The sequence below is a fragment of the Micromonospora tulbaghiae genome (genome assembly GCF_900091605.1).
Lineage (GTDB): Bacteria > Actinomycetota > Actinomycetes > Mycobacteriales > Micromonosporaceae > Micromonospora > Micromonospora tulbaghiae.
In genome coordinates, this window is sequence record NZ_FMCQ01000013.1 from 108,719 (window position 1) to 132,916 (window position 24,198).

General features: G+C 72.1%; 22 protein-coding genes. 10 read left to right on the forward strand and 12 right to left on the reverse strand.

Annotated features, from left to right (window positions below; all coding sequences use genetic code 11):
- The first annotated feature begins 95 nt into the window (after positions 1–95).
- Positions 96–926 carry a helix-turn-helix domain-containing protein gene (locus GA0070562_RS28835; protein ID WP_254663900.1) on the forward strand — a complete coding sequence of 277 codons (831 nt, stop codon included), beginning with the start codon at positions 96–98 and terminating at the stop codon, positions 924–926.
- Positions 927–959: 33 nt separating this feature from the next.
- Here the strand turns inward: GA0070562_RS28835 and fmdA are convergent, their stop codons facing one another.
- Complete coding sequence (gene fmdA, locus GA0070562_RS28840; protein ID WP_091427863.1) at positions 960–2,213, reverse strand: formamidase; 1,254 nt, start codon at positions 2,211–2,213, stop codon at positions 960–962.
- Between the two features lie 21 nt (positions 2,214–2,234).
- Positions 2,235–2,513, reverse strand: coding sequence for an FmdB family zinc ribbon protein (locus GA0070562_RS28845; protein WP_091427865.1), 279 nt, complete (start codon positions 2,511–2,513; stop codon positions 2,235–2,237).
- Between the two features lie 213 nt (positions 2,514–2,726).
- Between GA0070562_RS28845 and GA0070562_RS28850 the strand changes: the two genes are divergently transcribed.
- Both GA0070562_RS28850 and GA0070562_RS28855 read left to right on the forward strand, forming a co-directional pair.
- Positions 2,727–3,905: a cellulose binding domain-containing protein gene (locus tag GA0070562_RS28850; RefSeq protein WP_091427867.1), complete on the forward strand. Its 1,179-nt coding sequence runs from the start codon at positions 2,727–2,729 to the stop codon at positions 3,903–3,905.
- Positions 3,906–3,916: 11 nt separating this feature from the next.
- Positions 3,917–5,041: a glycoside hydrolase family 53 protein gene (locus GA0070562_RS28855; RefSeq protein WP_091427869.1), complete on the forward strand. Its 1,125-nt coding sequence runs from the start codon at positions 3,917–3,919 to the stop codon at positions 5,039–5,041.
- 25 nt (positions 5,042–5,066) lie between these two features.
- On the opposite strand, the gene GA0070562_RS28860 is transcribed toward GA0070562_RS28855, so the two are convergent.
- Positions 5,067–5,471, reverse strand: coding sequence for a DoxX family protein (locus tag GA0070562_RS28860; RefSeq protein WP_091427871.1), 405 nt, complete (start codon positions 5,469–5,471; stop codon positions 5,067–5,069).
- A gap of 103 nt (positions 5,472–5,574) precedes the next feature.
- A complete protein-coding gene (locus GA0070562_RS28865; protein ID WP_091427873.1) occupies positions 5,575–5,913 on the reverse strand; it encodes a hypothetical protein in 339 nt (112 codons plus the stop codon).
- Between the two features lie 235 nt (positions 5,914–6,148).
- Between GA0070562_RS28865 and GA0070562_RS28870 the strand changes: the two genes are divergently transcribed.
- From GA0070562_RS28870 to GA0070562_RS28885, 4 genes are all read left to right on the forward strand, one after another.
- On the forward strand, positions 6,149–7,330 hold the full coding sequence (locus tag GA0070562_RS28870) for a zinc metalloprotease (RefSeq protein WP_091427970.1): 1,182 nt from the start codon (positions 6,149–6,151) through the stop codon (positions 7,328–7,330).
- 266 nt (positions 7,331–7,596) lie between these two features.
- Positions 7,597–9,375, forward strand: coding sequence for an AfsR/SARP family transcriptional regulator (locus tag GA0070562_RS28875; RefSeq protein WP_254663896.1), 1,779 nt, complete (start codon positions 7,597–7,599; stop codon positions 9,373–9,375).
- Between the two features lie 161 nt (positions 9,376–9,536).
- Complete coding sequence (locus tag GA0070562_RS28880) at positions 9,537–11,846, forward strand: fibronectin type III domain-containing protein (protein WP_225853145.1); 2,310 nt, start codon at positions 9,537–9,539, stop codon at positions 11,844–11,846.
- A 16-nt stretch (positions 11,847–11,862) separates the two neighbouring features.
- Positions 11,863–12,555 (forward strand): hypothetical protein, encoded by a 693-nt coding sequence (locus GA0070562_RS28885; RefSeq protein ID WP_091427879.1) that lies wholly within the window; start codon positions 11,863–11,865, stop codon positions 12,553–12,555.
- A 45-nt stretch (positions 12,556–12,600) separates the two neighbouring features.
- Here GA0070562_RS28885 and GA0070562_RS28890 read toward each other — a convergent pair whose 3' ends face one another.
- Positions 12,601–13,077 carry an SRPBCC family protein gene (locus GA0070562_RS28890; RefSeq protein ID WP_244933414.1) on the reverse strand — a complete coding sequence of 159 codons (477 nt, stop codon included), beginning with the start codon at positions 13,075–13,077 and terminating at the stop codon, positions 12,601–12,603.
- Between the two features lie 145 nt (positions 13,078–13,222).
- Here GA0070562_RS28890 and GA0070562_RS28895 point away from each other — a divergent pair, with 145 nt between their 5' ends.
- Both GA0070562_RS28895 and GA0070562_RS28900 read left to right on the forward strand, forming a co-directional pair.
- Entirely contained in the window at positions 13,223–14,110 is an 888-nt protein-coding gene (locus GA0070562_RS28895) for a DUF6745 domain-containing protein (RefSeq protein ID WP_091427881.1), read from the forward strand.
- 227 nt (positions 14,111–14,337) lie between these two features.
- Positions 14,338–15,618 carry a cellulose-binding domain-containing protein gene (locus GA0070562_RS28900; RefSeq protein ID WP_091427883.1) on the forward strand — a complete coding sequence of 427 codons (1,281 nt, stop codon included), beginning with the start codon at positions 14,338–14,340 and terminating at the stop codon, positions 15,616–15,618.
- A gap of 74 nt (positions 15,619–15,692) precedes the next feature.
- Here the strand turns inward: GA0070562_RS28900 and GA0070562_RS28905 are convergent, their stop codons facing one another.
- On the reverse strand, positions 15,693–16,544 hold the full coding sequence (locus GA0070562_RS28905) for a helix-turn-helix transcriptional regulator (RefSeq protein WP_091427885.1): 852 nt from the start codon (positions 16,542–16,544) through the stop codon (positions 15,693–15,695).
- An 86-nt stretch (positions 16,545–16,630) separates the two neighbouring features.
- Here GA0070562_RS28905 and GA0070562_RS28910 point away from each other — a divergent pair, with 86 nt between their 5' ends.
- A complete protein-coding gene (locus tag GA0070562_RS28910) occupies positions 16,631–17,428 on the forward strand; it encodes an SDR family NAD(P)-dependent oxidoreductase (RefSeq protein ID WP_091427887.1) in 798 nt (265 codons plus the stop codon).
- 5 nt (positions 17,429–17,433) lie between these two features.
- On the opposite strand, the gene GA0070562_RS28915 is transcribed toward GA0070562_RS28910, so the two are convergent.
- The 6 genes from GA0070562_RS28915 to GA0070562_RS28940 all read right to left on the reverse strand — a co-directional run bounded on the left by GA0070562_RS28915 (position 17,434) and on the right by GA0070562_RS28940 (position 24,157).
- On the reverse strand, positions 17,434–18,132 hold the full coding sequence (locus tag GA0070562_RS28915; protein WP_091427976.1) for a DUF4386 domain-containing protein: 699 nt from the start codon (positions 18,130–18,132) through the stop codon (positions 17,434–17,436).
- A gap of 147 nt (positions 18,133–18,279) precedes the next feature.
- Positions 18,280–19,368 (reverse strand): TFIIB-type zinc ribbon-containing protein, encoded by a 1,089-nt coding sequence (locus GA0070562_RS28920; RefSeq protein WP_091427889.1) that lies wholly within the window; start codon positions 19,366–19,368, stop codon positions 18,280–18,282.
- On the reverse strand, positions 19,365–20,492 hold the full coding sequence (locus GA0070562_RS28925) for an SPFH domain-containing protein (protein WP_225853147.1): 1,128 nt from the start codon (positions 20,490–20,492) through the stop codon (positions 19,365–19,367). The genes GA0070562_RS28920 and GA0070562_RS28925 overlap by 4 nt, the downstream gene beginning before the upstream one ends.
- Positions 20,493–20,615: 123 nt before the next feature.
- A complete protein-coding gene (locus tag GA0070562_RS28930) occupies positions 20,616–21,617 on the reverse strand; it encodes a glycosyltransferase family 2 protein (protein ID WP_420811449.1) in 1,002 nt (333 codons plus the stop codon).
- 48 nt (positions 21,618–21,665) lie between these two features.
- Positions 21,666–23,477: a hypothetical protein gene (locus GA0070562_RS28935; protein WP_091427893.1), complete on the reverse strand. Its 1,812-nt coding sequence runs from the start codon at positions 23,475–23,477 to the stop codon at positions 21,666–21,668.
- Between the two features lie 89 nt (positions 23,478–23,566).
- Entirely contained in the window at positions 23,567–24,157 is a 591-nt protein-coding gene (locus GA0070562_RS28940) for a DinB family protein (RefSeq protein ID WP_091427979.1), read from the reverse strand.
- Between the last annotated feature and the right edge of the window lie 41 nt (positions 24,158–24,198).

Consider the following 24,198-nt stretch of genomic DNA (forward strand, 5'->3'; position numbering starts at 1 on the left):
CAGCCCCGCTGGGCTGCAGAGCTTAGGCTAGCCTTACTCGCGCGGGCGGAATGTCGCCCAGAGGTCAACCGATGTCGGGGAGAGGTCATAGCGTGATGGTCACCGGCCCGATCACGGCGGATCCGGTCAGCTGCGAGGAGTTCGGCTACGGTCTCGGCCGCCCGGACGGCATCCTCGTACTGCGCTACCGGTCGGTGACCCGGCTGGCGTTCGCCGAGAACCGCGAGGACTTCCTGCACCAGTTCTACTGGTCACCCGACGGTCTGCTCTCCGCCCGCCACGGTCCGCACACGACCTTCCTCGGACCGGACGAGGTCTTCTGGGTGCACCGGGGCGTCACCCACGAGGTGCACGCGGCGGACCGGCAGACGGTGTACCGCATCTGCCTGCGCGAGGTGCCCGCCGCCCTCGACGGGCTGCGGGCCGGCGTCGCCGCCATCGACGCCGAGGCCGCTGGGCTCGTCCTGGCACTGACCACCCCGGGGTACGACGAACGCGACGCCCCCGCCGCCCGCAGCCGCGTCATGGCCGGGCTCGCTCCCCGATCCGGCCCCGACGACCGGCAGCCCGGCGGTACGGGCGTCGCGGTGGCGGTCGCCACGGCACTGGCCCGCGACCCGGGTGACACCACAGGGCTCGCCGAGTGGGCGGACCGCCTGCACGTCAGCGTCAAGACGCTGCAACGCGACTTCGACCGCGAGTTCGGCATGTCGTACTCGCAGTGGCGCACGAAGCTGCGCCTGCGCGCGTCGCTGGCGCTGCTGGAGACCCGGCCGGTCGGTGAGGTCGCCCGCCGGATCGGGTACGCCAGCCCGTCCGCGTTCATCTCCGCCTTCGCCCGGGAGTACGGCTACACGCCCGGTCGCGCCGCCGCGATGCGGCGTACCGCCGACATCCCCGCGCCCCGCGCGGCGCGAACCTCCTGATCAGCCCGCCGGAACGGTGGCGCTGTCACGTGCTCACCTCATGGTGGCCTTCGGGGCGCCGTTGCCCGGGTCGATCCGGGCCGGACCGGCGGCCGAGGGGCGGATGTCGAAGTCGAAGATCTCGGTGGGCAGGTAGACGGTCGCGCACGAGTTGGGGATGTCCACCACGCCGGAGAGCCGGCCCTCGATCGGTGCGGCGCCGAGCAGCAGGTACGCCTGCTCCGGCTGGTAGCCGAACCGGGTCAGGTAGTCGATGGCGTGCAGGCAGGCGCGCTGGTACGCGAGCTGCGAGTCGAGGTACCGCTGTTCGCCGTCGAGGGTGACGGAGATGCCGGAGAAGGCCAGCCACTGGCTGAACTGCGGCGGGGTGTCACCCGGAATGAAGATCGCGTTCTCGGCGACGCCGTACGTCTGCATGCCGTTCTTGATCAGGTCTACGTGCAGGTCGACGAAGCCGCCCATCTCGATGGCGCCGCAGAAGGTGATCTCCCCGTCGCCCTGGGAGAAGTGCAGGTCGCCGACGGACAGGTTGGCTCCCGGCAGGTACACCGGGTAGAAGACCCGGCTGCCGACGGTGAAGTTCTTGATGTCCTGGTTCCCGCCGTTCTCCCGCGGCGGAGCGGTACGCGCCGCCTCCGCGGCCACCCGGTCGAAGTCGGCGCCGGCGAGGCCGCCGAGGATCGCGTCCTGCGGCTCGGGGGGCAGGGCCAGGGGCGGCACCCGGTCGGGCGCGGTGGCGATCAGCGCACCCTCCCGCCGGTTCCAGGTGGCCAGCAGCGACGCGGACGGGGCGGTGCCCATCAGCCCCGGGTGGGAGATCCCGGTGAACGAGACCCCGGGGATGTGCCGGGAGGTGGCCTTGCGGCCGGTGAAGTCCCAGACCGCCTTGTAGGCGTCGGGGAACTGCTCGGTCAGGAAGCCGCCGCCGTTGCCGGTCGGGAAGATGCCTGTGTAGCCCCAGCCCTGGCCGGCCAGCGGACCGGACTCCTGCGGGATCGGGCCCATGTCGAGGATGTCGACCATGAGCAGGTCGCCCGGCTCTGCGCCCTCGACTGCGAACGGGCCGCTGAGGGCGTGGACCCGGGTCAGCGGAGCGTCCCGGATGTCTTCGGCGGAGTCGTCGTTGTGAATCGCGCCGTCGAACCACTCGCGGCAGTGCACGCGGAAGGACTGTCCGGGCCGTACCGTCGCCACGGGCGGGATGTCGGGATGCCAGCGGTTGTGCCCGACCTTCTCCTGGTCGGTGAACCTCTTGGCGGAGTCGAGGGGGAACAGCAGTTCAGGCACGGCGTTGAGCCCTTCTCGTGGTCACCATCGCGGCAGGCGGGCATGGGCCGGGTTCGTCGAGCGGCGTACCGGGCGACGACCGGGTACCCGCCCGACCACCTCCGGTTGTTCCGCGCTGCGCTCGGTCCGGTCCATGGCCTCGCGCAGCGCCGCCGGCATGCGGCCCAGCCGGGGCGCGGCGAACACCCGCGTCGCCGGGTTCCCGCACCGGGGACAGTTCGTCGACGGGCCCGCGGCACCGACCGGCAGCGTGACGTCGAAGTTGCCGTCCTGCTGGCAGCGGTACTCGAAGGTGGCCATCGCCGTTCCCGTCTGGGCCTCTCGTGCGTGCGGGTGGCCGTTCCGCGGCGACTCACCCCGTCTTCCCGATTGTGGGCGATCAGCGGCAGAAGCGGCGCAAAACGACGAATGAGGCGGAACTTCCGCCCTCGCGGCGAGCCGGCTGGGCCGCCGCGCCGACCGAGTCGTGAGATACGTTGGCGATCATCGATGGGTTGACCGCATCGTCGACGTATGGCATCCGTCTGTTCGTCCTCGCTGTTCCGCCGCCTGCGGCCGGGTCTGCCGGCCGCAGGCGTGCTGGCCACGGCGGTGCTCGCAACCGCGCTGACCGCCGCGCCGTCGGCCGGCGCCGGCACCGCGTATCCCCAGGTCGCGCCGGCGCCCGGCGGCGCCGCGGCCTTCGCGGCGGAGCCGACCGGGACCGCGCCGCCGCCGCCCACGTCGACGCCGAGCACGCCCAGCACCACGCCGTTCCCGCCGAGCGCGCCCACGAACCTGACCGCCACCCAGGTACGGAGCACGTCGGTCACCCTCACCTGGACGGCCGCCACGCGCGGCTGCTGCCTCGTCGTCGGGTACGACATCACGTACTACCAGGCGTTCGACGACGTGGTGTACGGCGTCAGCCTCGGCGACGTCACCACCGCCACGATCACCACCTACATCCAGCCCGGCCGGCAGTACTCGTTCCGGGTGTCCGCCCGCGACGGCGACGGCCGCCGTTCGCCCGCCACCGACGCGCTGACGGTGGTCACGCCGGTGACGGACACCGGCCCGGACACCACCCCGCCGAGCGCACCGCAGAACCTGACAGTCGGCGAGGTGACCGCCTCGACCGCCACGCTGTCCTGGTCGCCGTCGAGCGACAACACCGGCGTGCTCGGGTACAACGTCTACCGGTTCGACGGCTGGTACACCTCGACGCTCGTCGCCACCGTGCCGGGCACGACGTACACGGCACCGCTGCCCGCGCCGACGCCGCTGCGCACCCTGTACTACGTGCGGGCCCGGGACGCGGCCGGCAACGTGTCGATCGCGTCCAACACCGTCACCGTGCCCACGACGACCACACCGCCGCCCCCGCCGCCCTCGACCTGCCGGGTGACCTACCGGAACCAGTCCGAGTGGCCCGGAGGTTTCGTCGCCGCGGTGACGGTCCAGAACACCGGGACGGCGCCGGTCGACGGCTGGATCGTCACCTTCAGCTTCCCCGGTGACCAGCAGGTCACCACCGCGTGGAACGCCACCGTCGGCCAGACCGGTGCCGCCGTGACCGCCCGCAACGCCGACTGGAACCGCGTCATCGCGCCGAACGGATCCGCGACCTTCGGCTTCCAGGGGCGCTGGAGCGCGAGCGACGCGCCGCCGACCGGCTTCTCGCTCAACGGCGCCCCCTGCACTGTCGGCTGAGAGGAAGTCTCGTGACCACACCCCACCGCCGCCGGACCCTGGCCGGGACCGTCACGGCCGTCGTCCTCGCCGCCACCACCACATTCGGGGGTACGCCGGCGCCCGTCGCCGCCGCGAACACTCTCGGCATGCGGGGCGCCGACGTGTCGTCGTTGCAGCGCAGCCTGGACCTGGGCGCGAAGTACCACGACGCCAACGGGGTCGCCCGCGATCCGCTGGACATCCTCAAGTCCGTCGGCCTCAACTACGTCCGGCTGCGCGTCTGGAACAACCCGGCCAGCGGCTACAACAACAAGAGCAGGGTGCTGGCCCAGGCGCGCACGGCCAAGGCGAAGGGCCTCAAGGTGCTGATCGACTTCCACTACTCCGACACCTGGGCCGACCCCGGCAAGCAGTACAAGCCGGCCGCCTGGTCCGGGCACAGCCTCAGCCAGCTGCGCAACGACGTGTACGCCTTCACGTACGACGTCTGCGCCGCCCTGCGGGGGCAGGGCACCCTGCCGGACAGCGTGCAGATCGGCAACGAGATCAACGTCGGGATGCTGTGGAACGAGGGGAAGGTCGTCAACAACGACTTCGGCCCGCTGGCCGGCCTGCTGAAACAGGGCTACAACGCGGTGAAGGCCTGCGGCGGCGGTATCCCGGTGATGATCCATACCGCGAACGCCGACAGCAACGCCAACGCCCGGTGGTTCTACGACGGCATCCGCGCCCAGGGCGTGCAGTGGGACATGACGGCCCTGTCCTACTACTGCATGTGGCACGGCAGCCTGGCGAACCTCTACAACAACATCGTCGACCTGCGCGGCCGCTACGGGAAGCCGGTGGTGATCGTGGAGACCGCGTACCCCTTCACCCGGGACGACGCGGACGGCCAGCCGAACGTCATCGGCGACGCGACCTGCGACGGCATCAGCGCGACGTGGGCCGGGCAGGCCCAGCAGTTCGACTGGGTCCAGAACACCGCCCGCAACGCCGGCGCGATCGGGGTCTTCTACTGGGAACCCACCTGGTACGCCGTCCCCGGCAACGGCTGGGATCCGGCGGACATCAACGGCACCGGGAACGGGTGGGACAACATGGCCGTCTTCGACTGGTTCGGGCGGGTGAACCCGGGGGTGCGCTGGACGCCCTGACGGGTCGGCCGGCGCACCCCCCCGCTCAGCGCTCGAGGAGCCGGCGAATCGAGTGCCGGCGGCCCCACGCGATGAACACGAACAGTGCGAACAGCAGCACCGGTGTGAGCACCAGCGCGCCGCCGTCCAGGATGAACGCCTGGGTGACGGCGGCGCCGACCATGAGCAGCGCGAGCCCGACGGCGGCCAGACCGGCGAGCCGCGGCACCAGCAGCCCGATGCCACCGGCCAGTTCCAGCAGGCCGACGAAATACCGGAACCAGGGCGCGGCGCCCATGTCCTCGAAGGTCTGGACGGCGTTCGTCTCGCCGAACAGCTTGGGACCGGCCGAGGCGACGATGAGGAAGACGCCGAGGAAGCCCTGGAGCACCCACAACGTGCGGTGCAGCCCACGGGCGACGGGCGGGGGAGTGGTGTCGGCGACGGTCATGGTTCTCGTCCCTTCTGGCGGTCGGCCGGTTTCCCGCATCCGATCGGATGCACCAGGTCAGACCGGTGGGGGCGCGCGAACTCATCGCTGATCGCGCGCACGGCTACCAGGCCTTGCCGCGGATCGGGGGCACGTCGAGATCGCGCCCGCCGCCCCGGTGCTCGGCGAGCAGCCGACGGCGGATCGAACGCCAGGCGACGCGTTCCTGGCGGCGGCCGAGCCGGCGGTACGCCTGGAAGGTGCAGAGCCGGCAGCCGCAGAGGTTCGGGGCCTGCGCCGACACCTCGCGGTAGCAGCGGGTGCGGATCCACTGGGGCGAGGCGAGGAACTCGTCCAGGTCGCAGGCGCCCCAGTGGTGTCGGTGGATGTCGGTGAACCAGCGGCGCAGGTACGGATCCCGCTGCTGCACCCGCTCGGGTCGGTGAACGTCGGTACGGGCCATGTGACGACCGCCCTCCGGCCGCCCGCGCACGGTGCGCGGGACTAACGCCTCTCTGGCACGCCGATCACCTCCCGTCGCCGGTGGACGCCCTCATTGTGCTGATCATGGAAGGGGTCCCGCATCCGGTTTCCGAGGTCCGGCACGTGGGCCGATCAGCCGAGGGGATTTGCCGACGCGGCGCAGGTGCGACACGCCGGAGGGCGCGATGCTCGTCACCCGGCCGTACCATCTCCCGGTGAAGCTCCGCCGTCGGCTGGTCGCCGTGTGTCTGCTCCTGGCGTTGGAGGCGGCGGCGTTCGCGCTGCTCGTCACCGAGTCCGTGACGGGTGCGATCGTCGCCGCCGGCCTCACCTGCGTGTCGTTGTGGCTGCACCTCGTCCTGCACGAGTGCGGGCACCTCGTCGTGGCGAAGCTGCTGGGTCTGCCGGTCGTCGCGGTCCGTATCGCGCCCTTCAACGGTTGGCGCAACGAGGTGTCGGTCCGGCCCTCGCCGTCGACGGCGGCGCTACCGCTGCGGATGGTGCTGTTCTATCTCGGTGGCCCGCTGGCCAACCTGTCCGCCGCGACGGCACTCGTCGTCGCGTCCGGGTACACCGGTACGGCCTTGACGCGGTTGACGTTGCTCGGCGCAGCGTTCGTGGGGGCGCTGCTCGCCCTGACCAACCTCGTTCCGGGGCGTGCGACCCGCAGCGACGGCCAGAACCTGCTCCGCTGGCTCCGGGCTCCGGCAGCCGCCCGTGAAGGGCTGGGGGCGGGCTACTACCAGGAGGAGGTGGTGAGGGCGCTGCGGGCGGTTGCCCGCGTGGCGGGTGACGTCCACCGGGTCGGGATTCAGGCTCGCGCCGGCAGCGATCCGCTCCTGGCCCTCGCTGCGTACCAGCAGAGACTGAGCACGGCACACACGCAGTCGGCGGAACTGGTCGAGGAGGCCGAGCGGCTCGCGGCGCTGGCCCGCGCGAGCAGCACCGATCCCGCGACGGCCGCGGCCATCGGGCAGATGCTGAGCGTCCAGTTCGGGTTGTGGTACCTGTACGCCGCGGTGGTGACCGGTTCGCCGGTGGCACGCCGGGAGGTGCGAGAGATCTCGGAACTCGCCGGGATCGCCGCCCGGACACAGCCGCACGCGTTCTCCGCCCGGATCGCGATGAGCCTGGCGCATCTGCTCAACCAGCGGCCCGAGGATGCGCGATCGCTGCTTCTCGACGTCCGCCCCGGTACCGAGCCGGCCGACCTCTGCGCCGTCGCGCTCCTTCTGCGGGCGGCCGCCGAGTCGTACCTCGGCAACCACGCCGACGCGGACCACCTTCTCCGCGCGGCCGGCGGCGACTATCCGCAGCTGGCGCAGCTCGTGGCCGCGATCCGGGCAGCCGACCCGGCACCGCCCCTGTTCGCGCCGCTGCGGGTGGCGGGCACCTGACGGCTCGCCACCCGACGGCCAGCCAGCGTGCAGGAGCGCTTTCTGCGAGGTTTCCGTTACGTCGACACACCGCCATTCACATTGATTCTCGTCACGATAGTCGTTATCGCAATACCTTGTCCTGATCTGCGGGGTCGCTTACTCTGGGCGGCCTCGGAGTTCGACGGGGGAGCGACGGGATGCAATTGGACATTCGGCTTCTGGGTCCTGTCGAGCTGAGGGCGGGCGGCCGCCGCGTCGCGCCGGGCCCGGGAAAGCGCCGGGCTGTGCTCGCCGGGCTTGCGCTGGCGGCGAACCGGTCGGTGCCCTTGGATCGGCTGGCCGCCATGGTCTGGGCCGATGTTCCGCCGCCGTCGGCGACGGCCAACCTGCGCTCGCACGCGGCAGCCCTGCGCCGGCTGTTGGGCGACCGACTGGTGACGCGTCCGAACGCGTACGAGCTGCGGACGCAGCCCGACGAGCTGGATGTCACGGAGTTCCACCGTCTGGCGGAGAACGGCCGCATGGCGCTGGTCAGGGGGCATGCGCTCGACGCCGTTCCGGCACTCGACGCCGCGCTCGCGTTGTGGCGGGGCTCAGCGGGCGAGGGCCTGCCGGCCGGCACCACGCTCGACAACCGCTGGGCGACCCTGGAGGAGCAGCGGCTTCAGGTGTTCGAGGTGCTCACCGACGCCCGCCTCGCGGTCGGCCGGCATGCCGAGCTGCTACCCGGGCTGCGTGAGCATCTGGCCGCGCACCCGTTGCGGGAACGGTCGTGGGGGCAGCTGATGCTCGCGCTGTACCGCTGCGGTGAGGTGCCGGCCGCACTGGCCGCCTACCGGGACGTGCGCGCCCGGCTGGACCAGCACCTCGGCATCGAGCCGGGAGAGGAACTGGCCGCGCTGCACCGGGCGATCCTGGAGCGGGCGCCGGACGTCTCGTACACCCGGCCGCCGCCGGTGATCGCGGTGTCGCCGCCGTCGACCTCCGATCCGGCTCCCGCCGCTGAGACCGGCCGGATGGTGCCGCGAGAGCTGCCACCGGATCTGGTCACCTTCGTCGGCCGCACCAGGGAAGCGGGAGAGGTCAGTGCGGCAGCGACGGGCCGCGCACCCGCGGTCGTGGTCGTCACAGGCCCGCCGGGAAGCGGCAAGACCGGGCTTGCCGTACGCGCCGCCCGCGCGGTGGCCGGCGACTTTCCCGACGGGCAGATCTTCGTCGACGTCGCGTACCGGGCCTCGGTCACCCCGGCGGAGTTGCTGGCCCGGGTGCTGCGCGCGCTCGGCGTCGCGCCGGCCGACATGCCCGACAGTGCCGACGAGCGCGCCGGGCGCCTGCGCTCGCTCACCGCCGGACGCCGGCTTCTGCTGGTCCTCGACGGGGTCACCAGCGCGTCCCAGGTGCGGCCCCTCCTGCCCGCCAGTCCCGGTCCTGCCCTGATCGCCGTTGCCCGGCGCTCTCTGGGCAACCTCGACGGTGTACGGCGGGTCGCCCTGTCGCCGTTGGCCGAGCCCGGCGCTCGGGAACTGCTGGCCGCGCTCGCCGGTGCGGAACGGCTGGCCGCGGATCCGGGCGCGACAGCCGAGCTGATCGGCCTCTGTGCCGGGTCGGTGCTGGCGCTGCGGGTCGCCGGATCGAGGCTGGCGACGTGGCCGGGGATGTCGGTGGCCGCGCTGGTCGGCGAACTCACCGCGGGAGGGAGCAAGCTGGATCTGCTGAGTTACGACGACCTGTCCGTACGAGCGAGCCTTGCCGCCGCCGTCGCGGTCGTCGCCTCGGAGGACGAGGTGGCCGGCCGGCTGTTCGAGCTTCTCGCGGCGTGCCCGGAGGCTCCGGCGGCGATGGACCGTGCCGCGGCGGAACTGGGAGAGTCCACCGAACGGATCCGGCGGGCCATGGAAGGCCTGGTCGATGCGCACCTCGTCGCCCGGGACAGTTCGGCCCGCTACCGGCTGCCGGCGCTGGTCCGGGACTACGCCGCCGAATTGTCGACGGCGCCGCCCGAACCACCGTCGCGCCTCGTCCGGGGGAACCCGTTCCTCACGTTGTTGGCCCGGTCCGGCTGATCGATTCTGCCGAGCGCTCGGATCGTTCGGCGAGCGTAGGCGACAAAGTATCTCGAATATAGATCGCCGTGACAGGCTCCGCTCGTCATCGACCAATCTCAGTGAGACGGGGCGGCATGTCAGGCTACAGACGCCATCGCTATTTCAGTCGGTCCTTACGCGTGACGGCATCCGCCGTCGCGATCCTCCTCCCGCTCAGCATGCTCAGCCAGCCGGCATCCGCCCAGGTCGTCACCGAGGCGCAACTTCCGGCATGCGCCGACCCGTCCGTGCCGGACGACGTCAACCACGCGTCCATCCGTCTCGAAGGACCGGCAGCCGGGTCGGAGGTCGCGGTCGACGCGAACGGCAGGATCGCCGTCAACGGCTACGTGCACAAGCAGGCCACGATGGTGGACGTCTCGGTCGACAAGACCACCTCGACCAGCTTCACCTACGGCCCGCCGCCGGCGGGCGTCACGGACTGGTCGGCCTCCTGGACCACCAGCATGCGCCCACCGCGACTGGGTCCGGTGAAGGTCTGCAGCCGTGCCCAGCGCGAACCCGGCCGCTACGCACGGATCCTCCGCGACATCACGGTGCTGGACCTGATCCCGCCGAGCAACGTTCCGAACCTGGCGGTCGGCACGATCACGGCCACCGGCGCGAAGGTCACCTGGGGTGCGGCGACCGACAACTACGGCCTCGCCGGCTACGAGATCACCGTCGACGGGGGCAGCCCGCACCGGACCACCGTCGGCACCCGCTCGTACTCGATCACCGGACTCCAGCCGTCGAGCAACCACACGGTCTCCGTGGTCGCCGTCGACCTGGCCGGCAACAGGTCGAAGACACCCGCCACGACGTCGTTCACGACGGACGCCCTGCCGCCCCCGCCCGACGTGGACGCCGGCCTGACCCTGGACCCGGACGAGGGCGGCGCCATGGCCAGCTGGCACCCGAACCCGGCCACCGAGGCGAGCTACCGCGCCTACCTCGACGGCGAGATCTACGACCACTTCGAGCGCGACCAGCTCTGCGAGGACGGCAACGGCAAGGTCGCCAGCCCGTGTACGGCGGACAGCATCATCAAGCTTCCGATCGAGCCGCTCGAGGAGTACACGCCGTACGCCTTCCGGGTGGAGGCGTTGAGCGCCGACGGCACGGTGGTGCGGGAGCTCGCGGGTGACTTCACCACGATGATCCACGTGGACGAGCTGTCACCGGCGGTCACGCAGACCACCGCCAGTGAAGCGTCGCAATGCGCGGGCGCCGGTGGTGACATCTACATCGCGGCCAGCTCGCGTGCCAGTGTGCCGGTGCCCTCCGGCGCCACGCAGATCTTCCTCGGCTGTTACCGCGCGGCCGACACCAGCTGCCTCGACGCCGTCCTGCCACCGTCCGGCGAGAAGCTCGTCGACTGCGCGGACGACCTCACCCGCACTCTGTTCGCCATCGCTCCCTCCGGCCGCGGGCCGGTCATCTCGTCGATCGACGACACGCAGGCCAGGCCCCTGCTGCTGCAAGGGGCTGTGGTGCCGATCGCCTGGTGCCTGAGCAGCGGCGCCTGCGCGACGCTCATCGCTCCCGTCGCGGAGACGACCGCGGCGGCCGCGGTCGCCCCGGCTGCCGCCGCCAGCATCTCGTGGTGGGTCGTCGGCCTCGGCGGCCTCGGACTCGGGGTCGCGCTGGGCGCGCTGCTCGCCATCCTCTTTCCCGGCACCATCGGCGTCAACGGGCTCATCGAGTACCCGATCTCGCACGACGTCGACTTCGAGCAGTTCGACAACTGGGGCCTGGACGAGGGCGAGTGGTACAACAGCCTGAAGGTATACGCCGAGGTCATCAAGACGACGAAGCTGGTGGCGAACCAGCGCAACCTGCCCTTCGCCTGGGACTCCACGGAGGACGGGCGCCTCAAGCGGATCATCGACCAGGCATGTACGGCGCAGCGCGGCACCCAGGGCAAGGCCGGATGCGACGACGACATCATCGTCTACGTACCCGGGGCCAAGAACTACAAGGGCGCCGACATGACCGAGACCGGCAAGCACATCGTGGCCGCCATGGGCGACGGCGGATATCCGCAGCCGCCGACCCGGGCGGTGTGGTTCTACCCGGCCCGTAGCGTCGGTGGGCAGGCGGCGCGCGCCAAGGGCCACAGCCGCGGCTGGTTCGGCACCGCGGCGTTCAAGCCGAACGCGTGCGACGTACGGGTTCCCGGGCAGACCTGCGACGAGTTCCCGTTCTGGTCGACCGACCAGGCGGTCGACCTGACCGGCCAGGTCGCCAGCCTGAAGCTGGTGTCGACCGCCGAGTCGCTTCCGCAGGCCAACGACATCAACGCGCTCTACGGCAAGTGCAAGGTGACCGACAAGACCAAGTTCGTCGTGCTGCCGGTGAAACCGTGGGTCGAGGCAGGCGGCCCGAGCTTCGCCTTCAAGCTCAGCGGCGGCGGGGCTAGCCTGTGCATGACGCCCGTGGCACCGTGAGCCGAGGAGCCTCCTGATGCTCGACGACATGCGCGTACTGCGCGGAGCGGTGCGGGAGTACCGCGTCGCGGCAACTGCTGCCGGCCTCGACTGGCCCGACGCGGGCGAGTCGCCGGCCGGGCCGCCGCCAGACCGGGTGCGCCGGATCTTCGACGTGGACCACGTCGCTGATCAGCTGGCCTGGTTGCAGTCGCAGCGCTGGCCCGACGCGCGGTTGCTCCCGAACGGCGGATGGCGGATGCCGTGGCCGGACGGTGGGGACGCGCTCGATTACCTCGGACTGTCGATCGGGACGCCGTTCCCCTGGCGGCAGCAGCTACCGCTGTTCCACTTCGACTTCCTGCTCTACACGTTCGTCCTCGCAGGCGAGCACGAGGGCGAGATCTGGCGCTACCCGGTCGGTGAGGACGCCTGGGAGTCGGTGCGTGCCGCCTCCAGCCTGGCCGTGCTCTTCGACCAGTGGACCAGGGGAATCGCCGCCGGTGTGGTCCGCTACGACGAGGCGAACAAGTGGCTCCTCGTCGAGGACGTGGAGGGGGTTCCCGGTCTCGACCCGCTGGCCTTCCCGGTGACTCCGGTGGACGAGACGCTGCTGCACGCGCGGCAGCGTGAATGCGGGGCGAGCCCTGTGGCCGACGACGAGGGTTTCGAGCACCAGGAACGGCTGCTCGACGCCATCGACGGGGCAAAGGCCACGCTCGGCAGGTAGGCCGGCTGCGGCGGGTGGGCCTCGGCTCACCCGCCGCAGCCGTGGTCAGTCCTCGAAGCCCGCCGGGTGGGCGTCTCCGACCGCGTTCAGCAGCACACCCTGCTCCAGCAGCGCCTTGCAGGCGCAGAGGACCATGGTGAACCCGCCCATCGAGTCGATCGCCTTGCTCACGGCCTGGTCGGCGGTGCCGGCGAAGCCGGTCTCGGTGACCCGGACCAGCGTGGTGTCGCCCTCGCCCGGCAGGAACCGCCACTCGACCTGGGTGGGGGACTCCGGATCCCACTCGGCCAGGATGCGGCGGTTCTCCTCCACGTCCTTGACGGTCACGACGGTGGAGACGCCGTACATCTCCCAGTCCCAGGTGACGACGGCGCCGGGTTCCAGCCGGCCGCTGCTCCTGGTGAACCAGAACTTCGTGGTCACCGCCGGGTCGGCGAACGCCTGGAAGACCTCGGCGGCGGGCCGGCGGATGAGCATCTGCGCGGTGATGACAGGGGGTCGGGTCAGACGGTCACTGTCCACGAGGGGCACTATATGGCCCGGAAGCACCACGCCGGGCCCACGAGCGGATCACCGCGGGGGACCGGAATTCGCTTGAGCGGCGCCGCGACGTGAGTCAGAGTCGTTCCATGATCTCCAACCGGAAGGGCGGCGACGCCCCGGCGCGATGAGCGCCCCCACGCGGCGCGACGGCGCCGCGAAGACCCCGCAGACCGTTCGCAGCGGTGACCCGCACGACCTGTGGCAGCAGGCCGTCCGGATCCGCCAGGAATGGCTCGACCACGCGCTGTCCACGCAACCGGCCGACCGACCGGCCGCCGAGCGCTGCCTGACCGCCCTCTACGCGAGGGCGTCGCGGCCGCGGCCCCGGTTCGAGTGGGTCGACTCGCCGGCCAAGGCGATGCCGCTGGTCAGCGGCTGGCCCACACTCGACCACCTCCACGAACGCATCCGGGCGGCACGGCCGGCCCGGACACCCCTGCTGGCGAGCGACATCGCCATGATCGTCTCCCAGCTCCGTGGCGCGCTCAGCGCGGGCGTCGTGCACACCGATCCCGAGCTGTCACCCGCGCGTACGGGCAAGGCCAAGCAGCCGTGGCCCGAGCTGGCGCCGCTGCGGGCGCTGGACAGCGGCGTACCGCTCGCCGTCGTACTGCACCAGGGGGTACGCGCGGCGCTGCACCGGAGCCTCGCGCACGGGTTCTACCTGCCGGTGCGTGGGGCGCTCGCGAGCGACGGCCCGGTGCCCGTGTGCTGGTACGGGCAGCAGGACGCGTCCTGGATCGCCTACTACGACGTGCTGCGCCGGCTCGGCCTCGCCCGGTACGGGCCGGACGAGACAGAGCACCTCGACACCTGGGCCGACCTGGCCCGCTCCTGCGGCTGGTGGTGGCCGGGGGAGGAGGTCTGCGTCGTCGTGGACCGGCCGCAGACGATCCGGACCGAGCCGGTCCCCGGTACGCCGCACGACCGGATCCGGCTGCGACCCGGCGGTGTCCGCTATCGCGACGGCTGGCAACCACCGCACAGCGGCGCGGGCGCCGATCCGGGATGACGGGCGGGCGCAGACCTTGATTGGATAGGCGACGGTAAATAGATTGGGCTCGGGCGCCGCCGAGGTCCGCAGACCGGACCCCGGCGGCTGACCGGGCCGCCTTCGAGCCGGGCACATCGGTCGTACGCATCGACCATGTGGCGCACCGCCGCGCCGCACCCTCGCGCGCTGCGGCGTCCGTCCCGGACGCGCGTCGCTGCGCCCTGTCCCACGCCGAAGGACTTCCCATGACGATTCTCCGTGCCCGCCCCGCCCCGCTCGTGGCGGCCGTCGCCGCGCTGGCCGCCGTCACAGCGGCCGGTACGGCGCTGCTCACCGGCCCGGCCGCAGCCGCACAGGGCTGCCGGGTCGACTACACACCCAACCAGTGGCCCGGCGGGTTCACCGCGAACATCAAGGTGTCACCGGGTGACACCGCCGTCTCCGGCTGGACCGTCACCTGGACGTACGCCGGGGACGAGCGCGTCACGAACGGCTGGAACGCCACAGTGAGCCAGTCCGGGTCGACGGTGACCGCCCGCAACATGTCGTACAACGGCAGCATCCCGGCCGGCGGCTCGACCGAGTTCGGCGTGCAGGGCACGTTCGGCACCGCCGGCGGCGCGCCGACCGGGTTCAGCCTGAACGGCGTACCGTGCAACGGCGCCGGCCCGACCACGCCGCCGCCCACCACGACGGTGCCGACGACCGCCCCACCGACCACCGCCCCACCGACCACGGCGCCGCCCACGACCGCACCGCCCACGACGGCCCCGCCGACCACGCCTCCGCCCACGACGCCACCTCCCACGACGCCGCCGCCGACCACCCCGCCGCCGAGCGGGTGCGCGGGGGCGGTGCTCTGCGACGGCTTCGAGAGCCAGACCGGTTCGACGCCGTCGGGTGACTGGAGCGTGGTGAGCCCTGACTGTTCCGGCGCGGGCACGGCCACCATCGACACGACCACCACGCACAGCGGCAGCCGCGCGGTCCGGATCAACGGCGCCGCCGGCTACTGCAACCACGTGTTCGTCCGGACCACGAAGAACCTCGGCAACCTGGGTAGCGTCCGGTACGCCCGGATCTGGGTCCGGCACACCACCGCCCAGCCGACCGACCACACCACGATGATCACCATGTCGGACGCCGCCGACGGCAACCGGGATCTGCGGCTGGGCGGCCAGAACGGCGCGCTCCAGTGGAACCGCGCCTCCGACGACGCCACGTTGCCCGAGCAGAGCCCGGCCGGTGTGGCGCAGAGCGTGCCGCTGCCCACCAACCGCTGGGCCTGCCTGGAGTTCATGGTGGACGGCTCCGCCGGTCAGCTGCGCACCTGGCTGGACGGCGTCGCCGTGACCGGGCTGACCGCCGACGGCGTACCGACGCACGACATCGACGGCCAGTGGTACAACCGCACCTGGCGACCGCAGCTCACCGACCTGAAGCTGGGCTGGGAGAGCTACGGCGGCGGCGCCGACACCCTCTGGTACGACGACGTGGCGATGGGCTCCACCCGCATCGGCTGCTGACGCACTCTCACCCCTGGCGGTGGAACGTCACGGGTGCCGAACGGACACCGTGACGTTCCACCGGGGCGGGCGGCTCAGTGCTCGACGGTCATGCGCTGGGTACCGATCACGGAGAGCAGCCGTAGCGCCTCCTCCGACCGTGAGCCGGGCGTGGCGGTGTAGATGACCACCTGCTGGTCGCGGTCGGTGATGTCGAGGACGTCGCAGTTGACCGTGACCGGCCCGACCAGCGGGTGCCGGAACGTCTTGCGCAGCGTCCGTGCGCCGCCCACCTCGTGGGAGGCCCACAGGCGGGCGAACTCCTCGCTCCCGGCGAGCAGCTCCGCGATCAGCGCGGCCATCTCCGGGTCGTCCGGGTAGCGGGCCGCCGCGGCACGCAGCCGCCCGACCGAGTGGCGGGCGAACTCGCCCACGTCCGACACGTCGTACAGCCCCGCGCCGTGCAGATGCGGGCCGAGGAACGCCCGGCGGACCAGGTTGCGGTCCCGCCGGGGCACTGCGGAGAAGTCCTCCATGAGCGCCGCCGCGAGATCGTTCCAGGCGATCACCTCGAACGCCGCCGAGGTCACGAACGCCGCCGACTGCGGCAGCCGGTGCAGCAGGTCCAGCACGCTCTGCCGTACCTCCCGGGGCGGCCCGGGCGGCGGTCCCGGCGGCTCCCCGGCCAGGTGGTGGAGGTGGTCACGCTCGGCGTCGGACAGCCGCAGCGCGCGGGCCAGCCCGGCCAGCACCTCCCGCGACGGACGCGGACCCCGCCCCTGCTCCAGCCGGGTGTAGTACTCGGTCGAGATGAACGCCAGCCGCGCCGCCTCCTCGCGGCGCAGCCCCGGCGTGCGGCGGCGCTGCCCGGCGGGCAGGCCAACGTCAGCCGGGGCGATCCGCTCCCGCCTGCTGCGCAGGAACACTGCCAGCTCCCGTCGGTCCACGACCCCAGTGTGCCCCCGTGCGGCGGCGCGTAACCAGGTACCGCCGGTGCCTGGATGGGCTCCACGACCGGCCGCAGGCTTGCCGCATGGACACCACACGAACCGACACGACCGTCCACCCGACCGCCGGCCTGCTGGCCGGCAAGGTCGCCTTCATCACCGGCGCCGGGCGCGGCATCGGCGCCGCGGCTGCCCGGCTGTTCGCCGCCGAGGGCGCCCGCGTGCTGCTCGCCGCCCGTACCGAGGAGCAGTTGAAGACGGTGACCGAGCAGGTCCGGGCGTCCGGCGGCACCGCCGAGTACGTCGTCTGCGACCTGGCCGACGCGGCGAGCGTGCGCGCCGCCGTCGACCGCACCGTCGAGGCGTACGGGCGCCTCGACGTCGCCTTCAACAACGGCGCGACGATCGTGCCGCCGGGACCGATGGACCGGGTGCGCGAAGAAGACTTCGACCACGTCTACACCGTCAACCTCAAGGGGCCGTGGCTCGCCATGGTCGCCGAGGTCGCCGCGATCCGGGCCACCGCCGGCACCGGCGCGATCGTGAACAACTCCAGCGTCGGCAGCCTGATGGGCAACCCCGCACTGCCCGCGTACGGGGCGATGAAGCGCGCTGTCAACAGCCTCACCGAGTCCGCGGCGGTCACCTACGGGCCGGAGGGCATCCGCGTCAACGCGATCGCCCCGGGCAGCACGCTCACCGAGATGATGCGGTCCTGGGACGCCGAGTCGCCCGGGATCATCGACCGTCTCGCGGCGGCCACGCCGCTGCGCCGGGCCGCCGAGCCCGACGAGATCGCCCAGGCCGCCGCGTGGCTGCTCAGCGACCGTGCCTCCTTCGTGACCGGTACGGTGCTGCGGGTCGACGGCGGCGCGCGGGCCTGACCCGGTCAGACGGTGGCGTCCTGGGCGGGCCGGGGCTCGGCCGTGCCGGCCGTCACGGGGGAGAGCCGGAAGCCCTTGACGACCAGGTAGACACCGAGCGAGAACTCCCACACCGCGATGGGGAGCGCGGCGACCGCCGCCACCGGGGACAGCCGGTCCCAGGCGCCGAACAGGGTGCCGAGGTCGGACGCGACGAGCAGCGGCGCCCCGACGAGTCCGAGCACCGGCAGCACGCGCGGCACGAGGCGGGACTGGTACAGCAGCGTGCCCAGCAGCAGCGCGTTCACGGCCGGCAGGAAGCCCTGGCTGAGCAGGAAGACCGAGTCGTAGAACGCGACGAGCATCCGGCCGTCGGCGAGCGCGTCCGGCCCGGCGCCGGACTCCCGCAGCGCGACGAGCGTCAGGATGCTCGCGACGCCGACGAGGATGCCGGCGGCTTCGAGCACCCGGGCGCCGACGAAACCCAGTGCCCGGGACTGCCCCTGGTGCTTGAGCACCGGGTACAGCGCGACGGCGGTGCCGATGCAGGCGAGGGCGACGATCATCTCCAGGACGCCGCCGAGGACGACCGGGGCCTGCGACGTGGTGCCGAGGACGTAGTCCGGCTCGCGGATCGGGGCGTACAGGGTCAGGGTGGGGATCGAGACGAAGGTCAGCAGATAGGCGCCGCCCGCGACCAGCGAGATCTTCCGCAGTGGGTCCATCGGGGCCTCCTCCGTCGCCGCCCGGCCGATGGTGGTCGTGCCCTCACTCTGCTGTGGACCGGCGCGGCGGCGCATCGGCCGCTCGGGCAGTCACCTCGCGCGATGCGTCACGGGCCACCGGTATGCCGTACCGGTGGCCCGTGCGCGTCAGCGGATCATCGCGTACGCCACCACGAGCGCGACGAGCGCCAGCGCGGCCAGCACCGCCGCCGCGATCTTCGCCGTGCTGTACGGACGCTCGCCGATGACCTCGCCGGTCCGCGCGTTCACCAGCACCTGGTACGACCGGCCCGCGTGCAGGTACGCGGCGATCCACACCGGCAGCAGGACCAGCTTGTACGACACGTCGGAGTACGCGGTGTCCACGGCGGACACCCGTTGCTCGTCACCGCCGATGTCCGACCGGCAGTCCCGCTCGATGACCGGCGCCATCCGCGCCTTCGCCTCGGTCAGTCCCGCCTCGGGCTCGGTGTCGTACCGCAGGGCCTGGTATCCGGCCAGGTAGTCGCCGTGGAACGCGGTCACCTCGGCCAGCGGCCACGGCGCCAGCTTGTCCAGCTGCTCGGTGGGCAGGTGGGTGGTGGCCGGCACCAGCACGTCGTCGAAGTCCCGGCGTACGGTGCCGGCGGCCGGATGCCACCGGGTGTGCCGCACCTGCCGGGTGCGCGTCTCCTGCTTGCCGTCGACGGTCACCGTGTACGTCTCGGTGACGTAGTAGTGCTCGCCCCGCTGGCCCCGGTAGTCCGACTCGGTCCGCGCGTCGAACGTCCAGTGCGGCAGGTACGTGCCCTTCAGCGTCTCCGCCTCGCTGATCTTCTTCAGGCTCCCGGGCGCGAACCAGCGGCTGCGGCACCACTGGCCCAGGGCCGTCCGCACGCCGTTACGGTCCACCGCGAACGGCAGCACCGCCTCCGGCGCGATCAGCTCGCCCGCCCCGGCGTCGGCCACCAGCGGGGTGGCGCAGAACTGGCAGCGCTGCGCCAGCGCGTCGCTCTCCGTCCGGGCACCGCAGCCCGGGCAGACGAACGTGTGCGCCCCGACGCTCGCCACCGGCTTGCGGGGCAGCGACGCCAGTTCCGCGTACGCGTGCTCGCGCACCTCCCGGCCCGCGCCGACGATCTCCTGCCGGTGCCCGCAGTACGGGCAGCTCAACGCGGTCGTGCCCGGCGCGAACTCCACGCGGGCGCCGCAACCCCCGCACTGGTACGAGGGCGGGGAGACAGCAGTGTCGCTCATTGCGGCGGCAGCGGCGGCGGGACGCTGGCGAGCACCGACGCCAGCTCGGGCACCTGCCCGGCGGGCTGCCACTGCGCCATGCCGGCACGCCAGACGAGCGTGTCCGCGGCGAGCGCGCCCGCACCCGCCTGCTCGGCCAGCCCACCGAGGTCGTACGGGCCCTGCCGCTGGCCGCCGACGCCGACGTACCACTGGGCCTGGCCCGGCAGCGGCGGCGGCTCGGCGGCGGCCGGCTGCGTGGGGGCCGGCTGGGCCGGCACCGGCTGCGTGGCCGCGCCACCGCCCATGGACCGGGCCATCTGCTGGCCCATCGCCATGCCCAGGCCCAGACCGATGCCCGCGCCCGCCTCGCCACCCGGGTTGTTCGCCGCGGCCTCCATCGCGTTCGCGGCCTGGAAACGGGTGTACCGGTCCAGGTCGCCGACCGCGCCCATGCTGGTCCGCTTGTCCAGCGCCTGCTCGACCTCCGGCGGCACCGACACGTTCTCGATGACGAACTTGGGGATCGCGATACCGACCTCGGCCAGTTCCTCGGTCAGCACTGCGGCCAGCCGCCGGCCGATCGCGTCCTGGTGCGCCGCGAGGTCCAGCAGCGGCACGCCGGCCGTGGCGAGCGCGCCGCCCAGCCGTCCCACCATGAGCTGCCGCAGGTATTCCTGCACCTCCTCGGTGCGGAACTGCGGGTCGGTGCCGACCAACTCCCGCAGCAGCCGCGACGCGTCCACCACGCGCGCCGCGAAGGCGCCGAACGCCCGCACCCGGACCACGCCGAACTCGGCGTCGCGCAGGATGACCGGGTTCTGGGTGCCCCACTTCATGTCGGTGAACTGCCGGGTGTTGACGAAGTACACCTCGGCCTTGAACGGCGAGTTGAAGCCGTACTTCCAGCCCTTCAGGGTGGACAGGATCGGCAGGTTGCGGGTCTCCAGCGTGTACGTCCCGGGCGGGAAGACGTCGGCGATCTTCCCCTCGTTGACGAACACCGCCGTCTGGGACTCCCGGACGACCAGTTTGGCGCCCATCTTGATCTCGTTCTGATACCGGGGGAATCGCCAGACCATCGTGTCGCGGCTGTCGTCCAGCCACTCGATGATGTCGATGAGCTCGCCCCGGAGCTTGTCCATCAGCCCCATCGCAACCCTTTCCTCGGCGCCGGTCTCCGGCGTCGCGGGCGACCATAGCAACCGCCCGCCACCTGCGAAAAGAGAACGATTCTGCGCCTATCGGCGCCCACCGATCGGGGTTGCTCAGCCGGTTTCGCCGGCCATCGATTCGCCTGTGGCCGTACGCTGCTCCGGAATCCTGGGCACCCGGCCGGGGGTATCGACGACGCGCTCGGTCTCCTGCACCAGATAGTGCGGACGGCGCTTGGTCTCGTAGTAGATCCGGCCGATGTACTCGCCGATCACCCCGAGGATCATCATCTGGATGCCGCCGAGCCCGATCACGCTGACGATGATCGTGGTGTAGCCGGGCACGTCGATGCCCTTCTCCACGGCGTCCGCGACCACCCAGGCCATGTAGCCCACCGCGATGAGCGTGAGGAACAGGCCCCCGTAGATGGCCAGGCGCAGCGGCCGGTTGTTGAACGACAGCAGGCCGTCGAACGCGTAGTTGAACAGCTTGCCGAACGTCCAGCGGCTCCGCCCGGCCTGCCGGGTCTCGTTGCGGTGCGCCACCACGGCGGTGCGGAAACCGATCCACGAGAACAGGCCCTTGGAGAAACGGTTGTACTCCGGCATCGCCAGGATCGCGTTCACCGCGAGCCTGGACAGCAGCCGGAAGTCGCCCGCGCCGTCGAGCAGGCGGACGTCTATCCACCAGTTGACCAGCCGGTAGAACGAGCGCGAGGCGACCATCCGGATGAACCGGTCACCACGCCGGTCCCGGCGGGCGATCACCTGGTCGAAGCCCTGGCGGTAGAGCATCACCATCTCGGGCAGCAGACGCGGCGGGTGTTGCAGGTCGGCGTCCATGATGACGACCGCGTCGCCGGTGGCCCGTCGCAGGCCGGCGAGCATGGCCGCCTCCTTGCCGAAGTTGCGGCTCAGCGACGTGTAGCAGACGGCCGGATCGGCCGCGGCGAGCCGGCGCAGCGCCGCCAGCGTGCCGTCCTCGCTGCCGTCGTCGACGTAGACCACCTCGACGTCCACGTCGGACAGTTCGGCGAGCGCGGCGCTGAGCATCTCGTGCAGCCGCTCCACCGACGCTTCCTCGTTGAAGCAGGGCACCACCACCGACAACCGCACGGTGCTCACCCCGCCCGGCCCGGGCACACGCACCCGGCGCCCACGCTGTCAGAGGCGGTAGACAAGCGTGCCATCGACATCCTCCCGGGTGATGCCCAGCCCGTCGACCGGCCGGGTCTCGATGCCCTCCCACGGCGTCCCCGCAGCGCGGCTCGGCACCGCGACGACCGACCGCACGCCGATCCCGCGCAGGTAGGCCACGCTGCCCGCGTCGGGGAACGTGGCCACGGCGACCCTGGTCTGGGCCTGGCTGACCGGCTCGAAACCGCCGAGCCCGTTGGTGATCCGGGGGAACCCGTCGGTCGACCACAGCATGTAGTTGAGGTCGCCCACCCCGCCGGCGGGCAGCACCAGCATCGGCTCCGGCACGGTCCGCATCGCGGCCGGTGGCGTCGGCACGGCCGGGTGCGGCGTGCGGTTGACGCCTTCCAGCGTGACCAGGGCGAGCGGCACCAGCAGGACCAGCGCCGCCACGGCCCGCGACGCGCGCGCGGCCGCGGGCCGGCGCCACGACTCGGCCAGCGCGGTCACCAGCCCGGCGGCCAGGACGGCCAGCAGCAGGCTGGTCCAGTGCATCATCCGGCCCGGGGTGCGCAACGCGTCCCAGCCCGGCAGGAGCGTGGACAACGTGAGGTAGCCGGGGTCGCCGTCCCCGCCGAGCGTGGCGCCCAGGCCCAGCAGCACGGTGCCGGCCACGCCGAGCCCCAGCGCGACGCGGTGCCGCACCGGGAACGCCGAGACGAACAACCCCGCCGCGGCCAGCCCGATCAGTGTCATGCCCGGTAGCAGCGCCATCTCCGGCGGCCAGGTCAGCTGCTCGCGGGCGGCGGCGTGCCGTTCCCCCCAGAGCCACGAGTCGCCGGGCGCGGTGACGAACCCGATCAGCGGCGGCGAGAACATCTTGGTCCAGTCCAGCGACCGGACGGCCTGCGGGTTGAGGTCGACCACGCGCAGGTAGACCAGCCCGAGCAGCACCGTCACCGTGCCGAACACGGCGCCGCCGGCGAGGTCCGCGACGAGCAGCCGCCGGCCGAACGGGGGGCGCTCCCGCTTGCGCCACCGGGACCAGCCGTAGCAGCCGGCCGCCACCAGCGCGGCGGCCAGCAGGAAGTAGACGAGCGGCAGCCCGATGCCGAAGCCGAGCGTGACCTGCCAGGCCGCGACGAGCCACCCGGCCACCGCCCAGCCGGGCTTGCGGCGTTCCGGCCGGTAGCCGTGGCGCAGCGACCAGCCGTGACCGCGCGCCAGCATCGCCAGCGCCAGCGCGATCCCGCCGCTGGACAGGATGTTCAGGTGGCCGGAGTGCGCCAGCCGCCAGGGCGCGTACGCCCACGCGATCCCGGCGACCGCCCCGCCCCAGCGGTTCGCGCCGAGCTGGCGGGCCAGCGCGTACGCCCCGAGGAACGCCAGCGCGTGCAGCAGCACGTAGAGCACGTTGTAGCGGATCACGGCGGCCTCGAAGCCGGAGCCGATCATCCCGAACGGGGCGTACCCGAGCAGGGTGTCGCTGTAGGCGTACGTGTAGCGCTCCGGATAGAACGTGTTCGAGTTCCAGAGGTTGGCCGCGTCGTTGAGCAGCGCGTGCCCGGACCAGGCGACCTGCCACGCCTGCAACGTCGGGTCACCGAGGTCGCCGGGGATCGTGGTCGCCGGGTGCCGCATCGTCGGCCAGGTCAGCACCACCGCCAGCAGCAGGCTGCCCAGGATCGCCAGCGTCCACTCCGGGTTCGGCCGCCGCCGGCGTCTCTCGTCGGAAGGGCGCTCGTCGGAGGGGCGGTCGTCCGAGGGCCGGTCGGCGGGAGGCTGCTCGGGACCGGTGTCCTCAGCGGTCGGCGGGGCGACGGCGGGCCGGATCTTCATGGGATAGATGCTTCACGATGCTGCTGGTCCTGTCGATCCGCTGTCCGAAATATGGTTGAAACTTCCGGCCGGAATACCGGAAGGACCGGCTACGCGAACCGGTCCGCGAGCGTCGTCAGCCTGCTGACGTACGCCGGCCAGTCGTAGCCGCCGGGGATGTTCCTGTTGTCCCGCCCCAGCCCGATCACCGCGTCGTGCTGCTCGCGCATGATGTCGGCGTGACCGGCGTGCCGGGCCAGGTCGACGCAGACGTGCACGATGACCTGGTGCAGCGTGACGTCCTGCCGGCCGGGCCCCCACCACGGCACCCGCCCCGGCGCGTCCAGCGGCAGCGCCTCGATCGTCTCGTCCGCGAACGCCCCCACGCGGCGGTACAGGTCGATCAGCCCGTCCTTGGTCTCGTCCTCCCGGGCGTACCAGTCCGCCTGCGGGTCCGCGTCGACCGCGTCGTCCGGAACCAGCTCCCCGGGCGTGGGGAACTCCCGGCCGAACGTGGTCCCGAAGTAGCCGGCCTCGACGTTCAGGCAGTGCTTGAGCAGGCCCAGGAAGTTGTTGCCGGTCGCGGTGCGGGGAAGCCGGGCGTCGCGTTCGCTCAGCCCGTCGAGCTTCCAGATCAGGTCCTCCCGGATCCCGCGCAGGTAGGCGTGCAACGCGGTCTTCGGGTCCTTCGGTGCGGTCATGCCCGACACTCTGCCGTACGGGTCGGACATCGTGGGGGCGG

Coding starts and splice junctions, on each gene's coding strand:
- GA0070562_RS28865 (WP_091427873.1), bottom strand. CDS start 5,913: ATGGCCCGTACCGACGTTCACCGACCCGAGCGGGTGCAGCAGCGGGAT.
- GA0070562_RS28900 (WP_091427883.1), top strand. CDS start 14,338: ATGACGATTCTCCGTGCCCGCCCCGCCCCGCTCGTGGCGGCCGTCGCC.
- GA0070562_RS28935 (WP_091427893.1), bottom strand. CDS start 23,477: ATGAAGATCCGGCCCGCCGTCGCCCCGCCGACCGCTGAGGACACCGGT.
- GA0070562_RS28920 (WP_091427889.1), bottom strand. CDS start 19,368: ATGAGCGACACTGCTGTCTCCCCGCCCTCGTACCAGTGCGGGGGTTGC.
- GA0070562_RS28885 (WP_091427879.1), top strand. CDS start 11,863: ATGCTCGACGACATGCGCGTACTGCGCGGAGCGGTGCGGGAGTACCGC.
- GA0070562_RS28925 (WP_225853147.1), bottom strand. CDS start 20,492: ATGGACAAGCTCCGGGGCGAGCTCATCGACATCATCGAGTGGCTGGAC.
- GA0070562_RS28940 (WP_091427979.1), bottom strand. CDS start 24,157: ATGACCGCACCGAAGGACCCGAAGACCGCGTTGCACGCCTACCTGCGC.
- GA0070562_RS28910 (WP_091427887.1), top strand. CDS start 16,631: ATGGACACCACACGAACCGACACGACCGTCCACCCGACCGCCGGCCTG.
- GA0070562_RS28845 (WP_091427865.1), bottom strand. CDS start 2,513: ATGGCCACCTTCGAGTACCGCTGCCAGCAGGACGGCAACTTCGACGTC.
- GA0070562_RS28850 (WP_091427867.1), top strand. CDS start 2,727: ATGGCATCCGTCTGTTCGTCCTCGCTGTTCCGCCGCCTGCGGCCGGGT.
- GA0070562_RS28835 (WP_254663900.1), top strand. CDS start 96: ATGGTCACCGGCCCGATCACGGCGGATCCGGTCAGCTGCGAGGAGTTC.
- GA0070562_RS28915 (WP_091427976.1), bottom strand. CDS start 18,132: ATGGACCCACTGCGGAAGATCTCGCTGGTCGCGGGCGGCGCCTATCTG.
- GA0070562_RS28895 (WP_091427881.1), top strand. CDS start 13,223: ATGAGCGCCCCCACGCGGCGCGACGGCGCCGCGAAGACCCCGCAGACC.
- GA0070562_RS28860 (WP_091427871.1), bottom strand. CDS start 5,471: ATGACCGTCGCCGACACCACTCCCCCGCCCGTCGCCCGTGGGCTGCAC.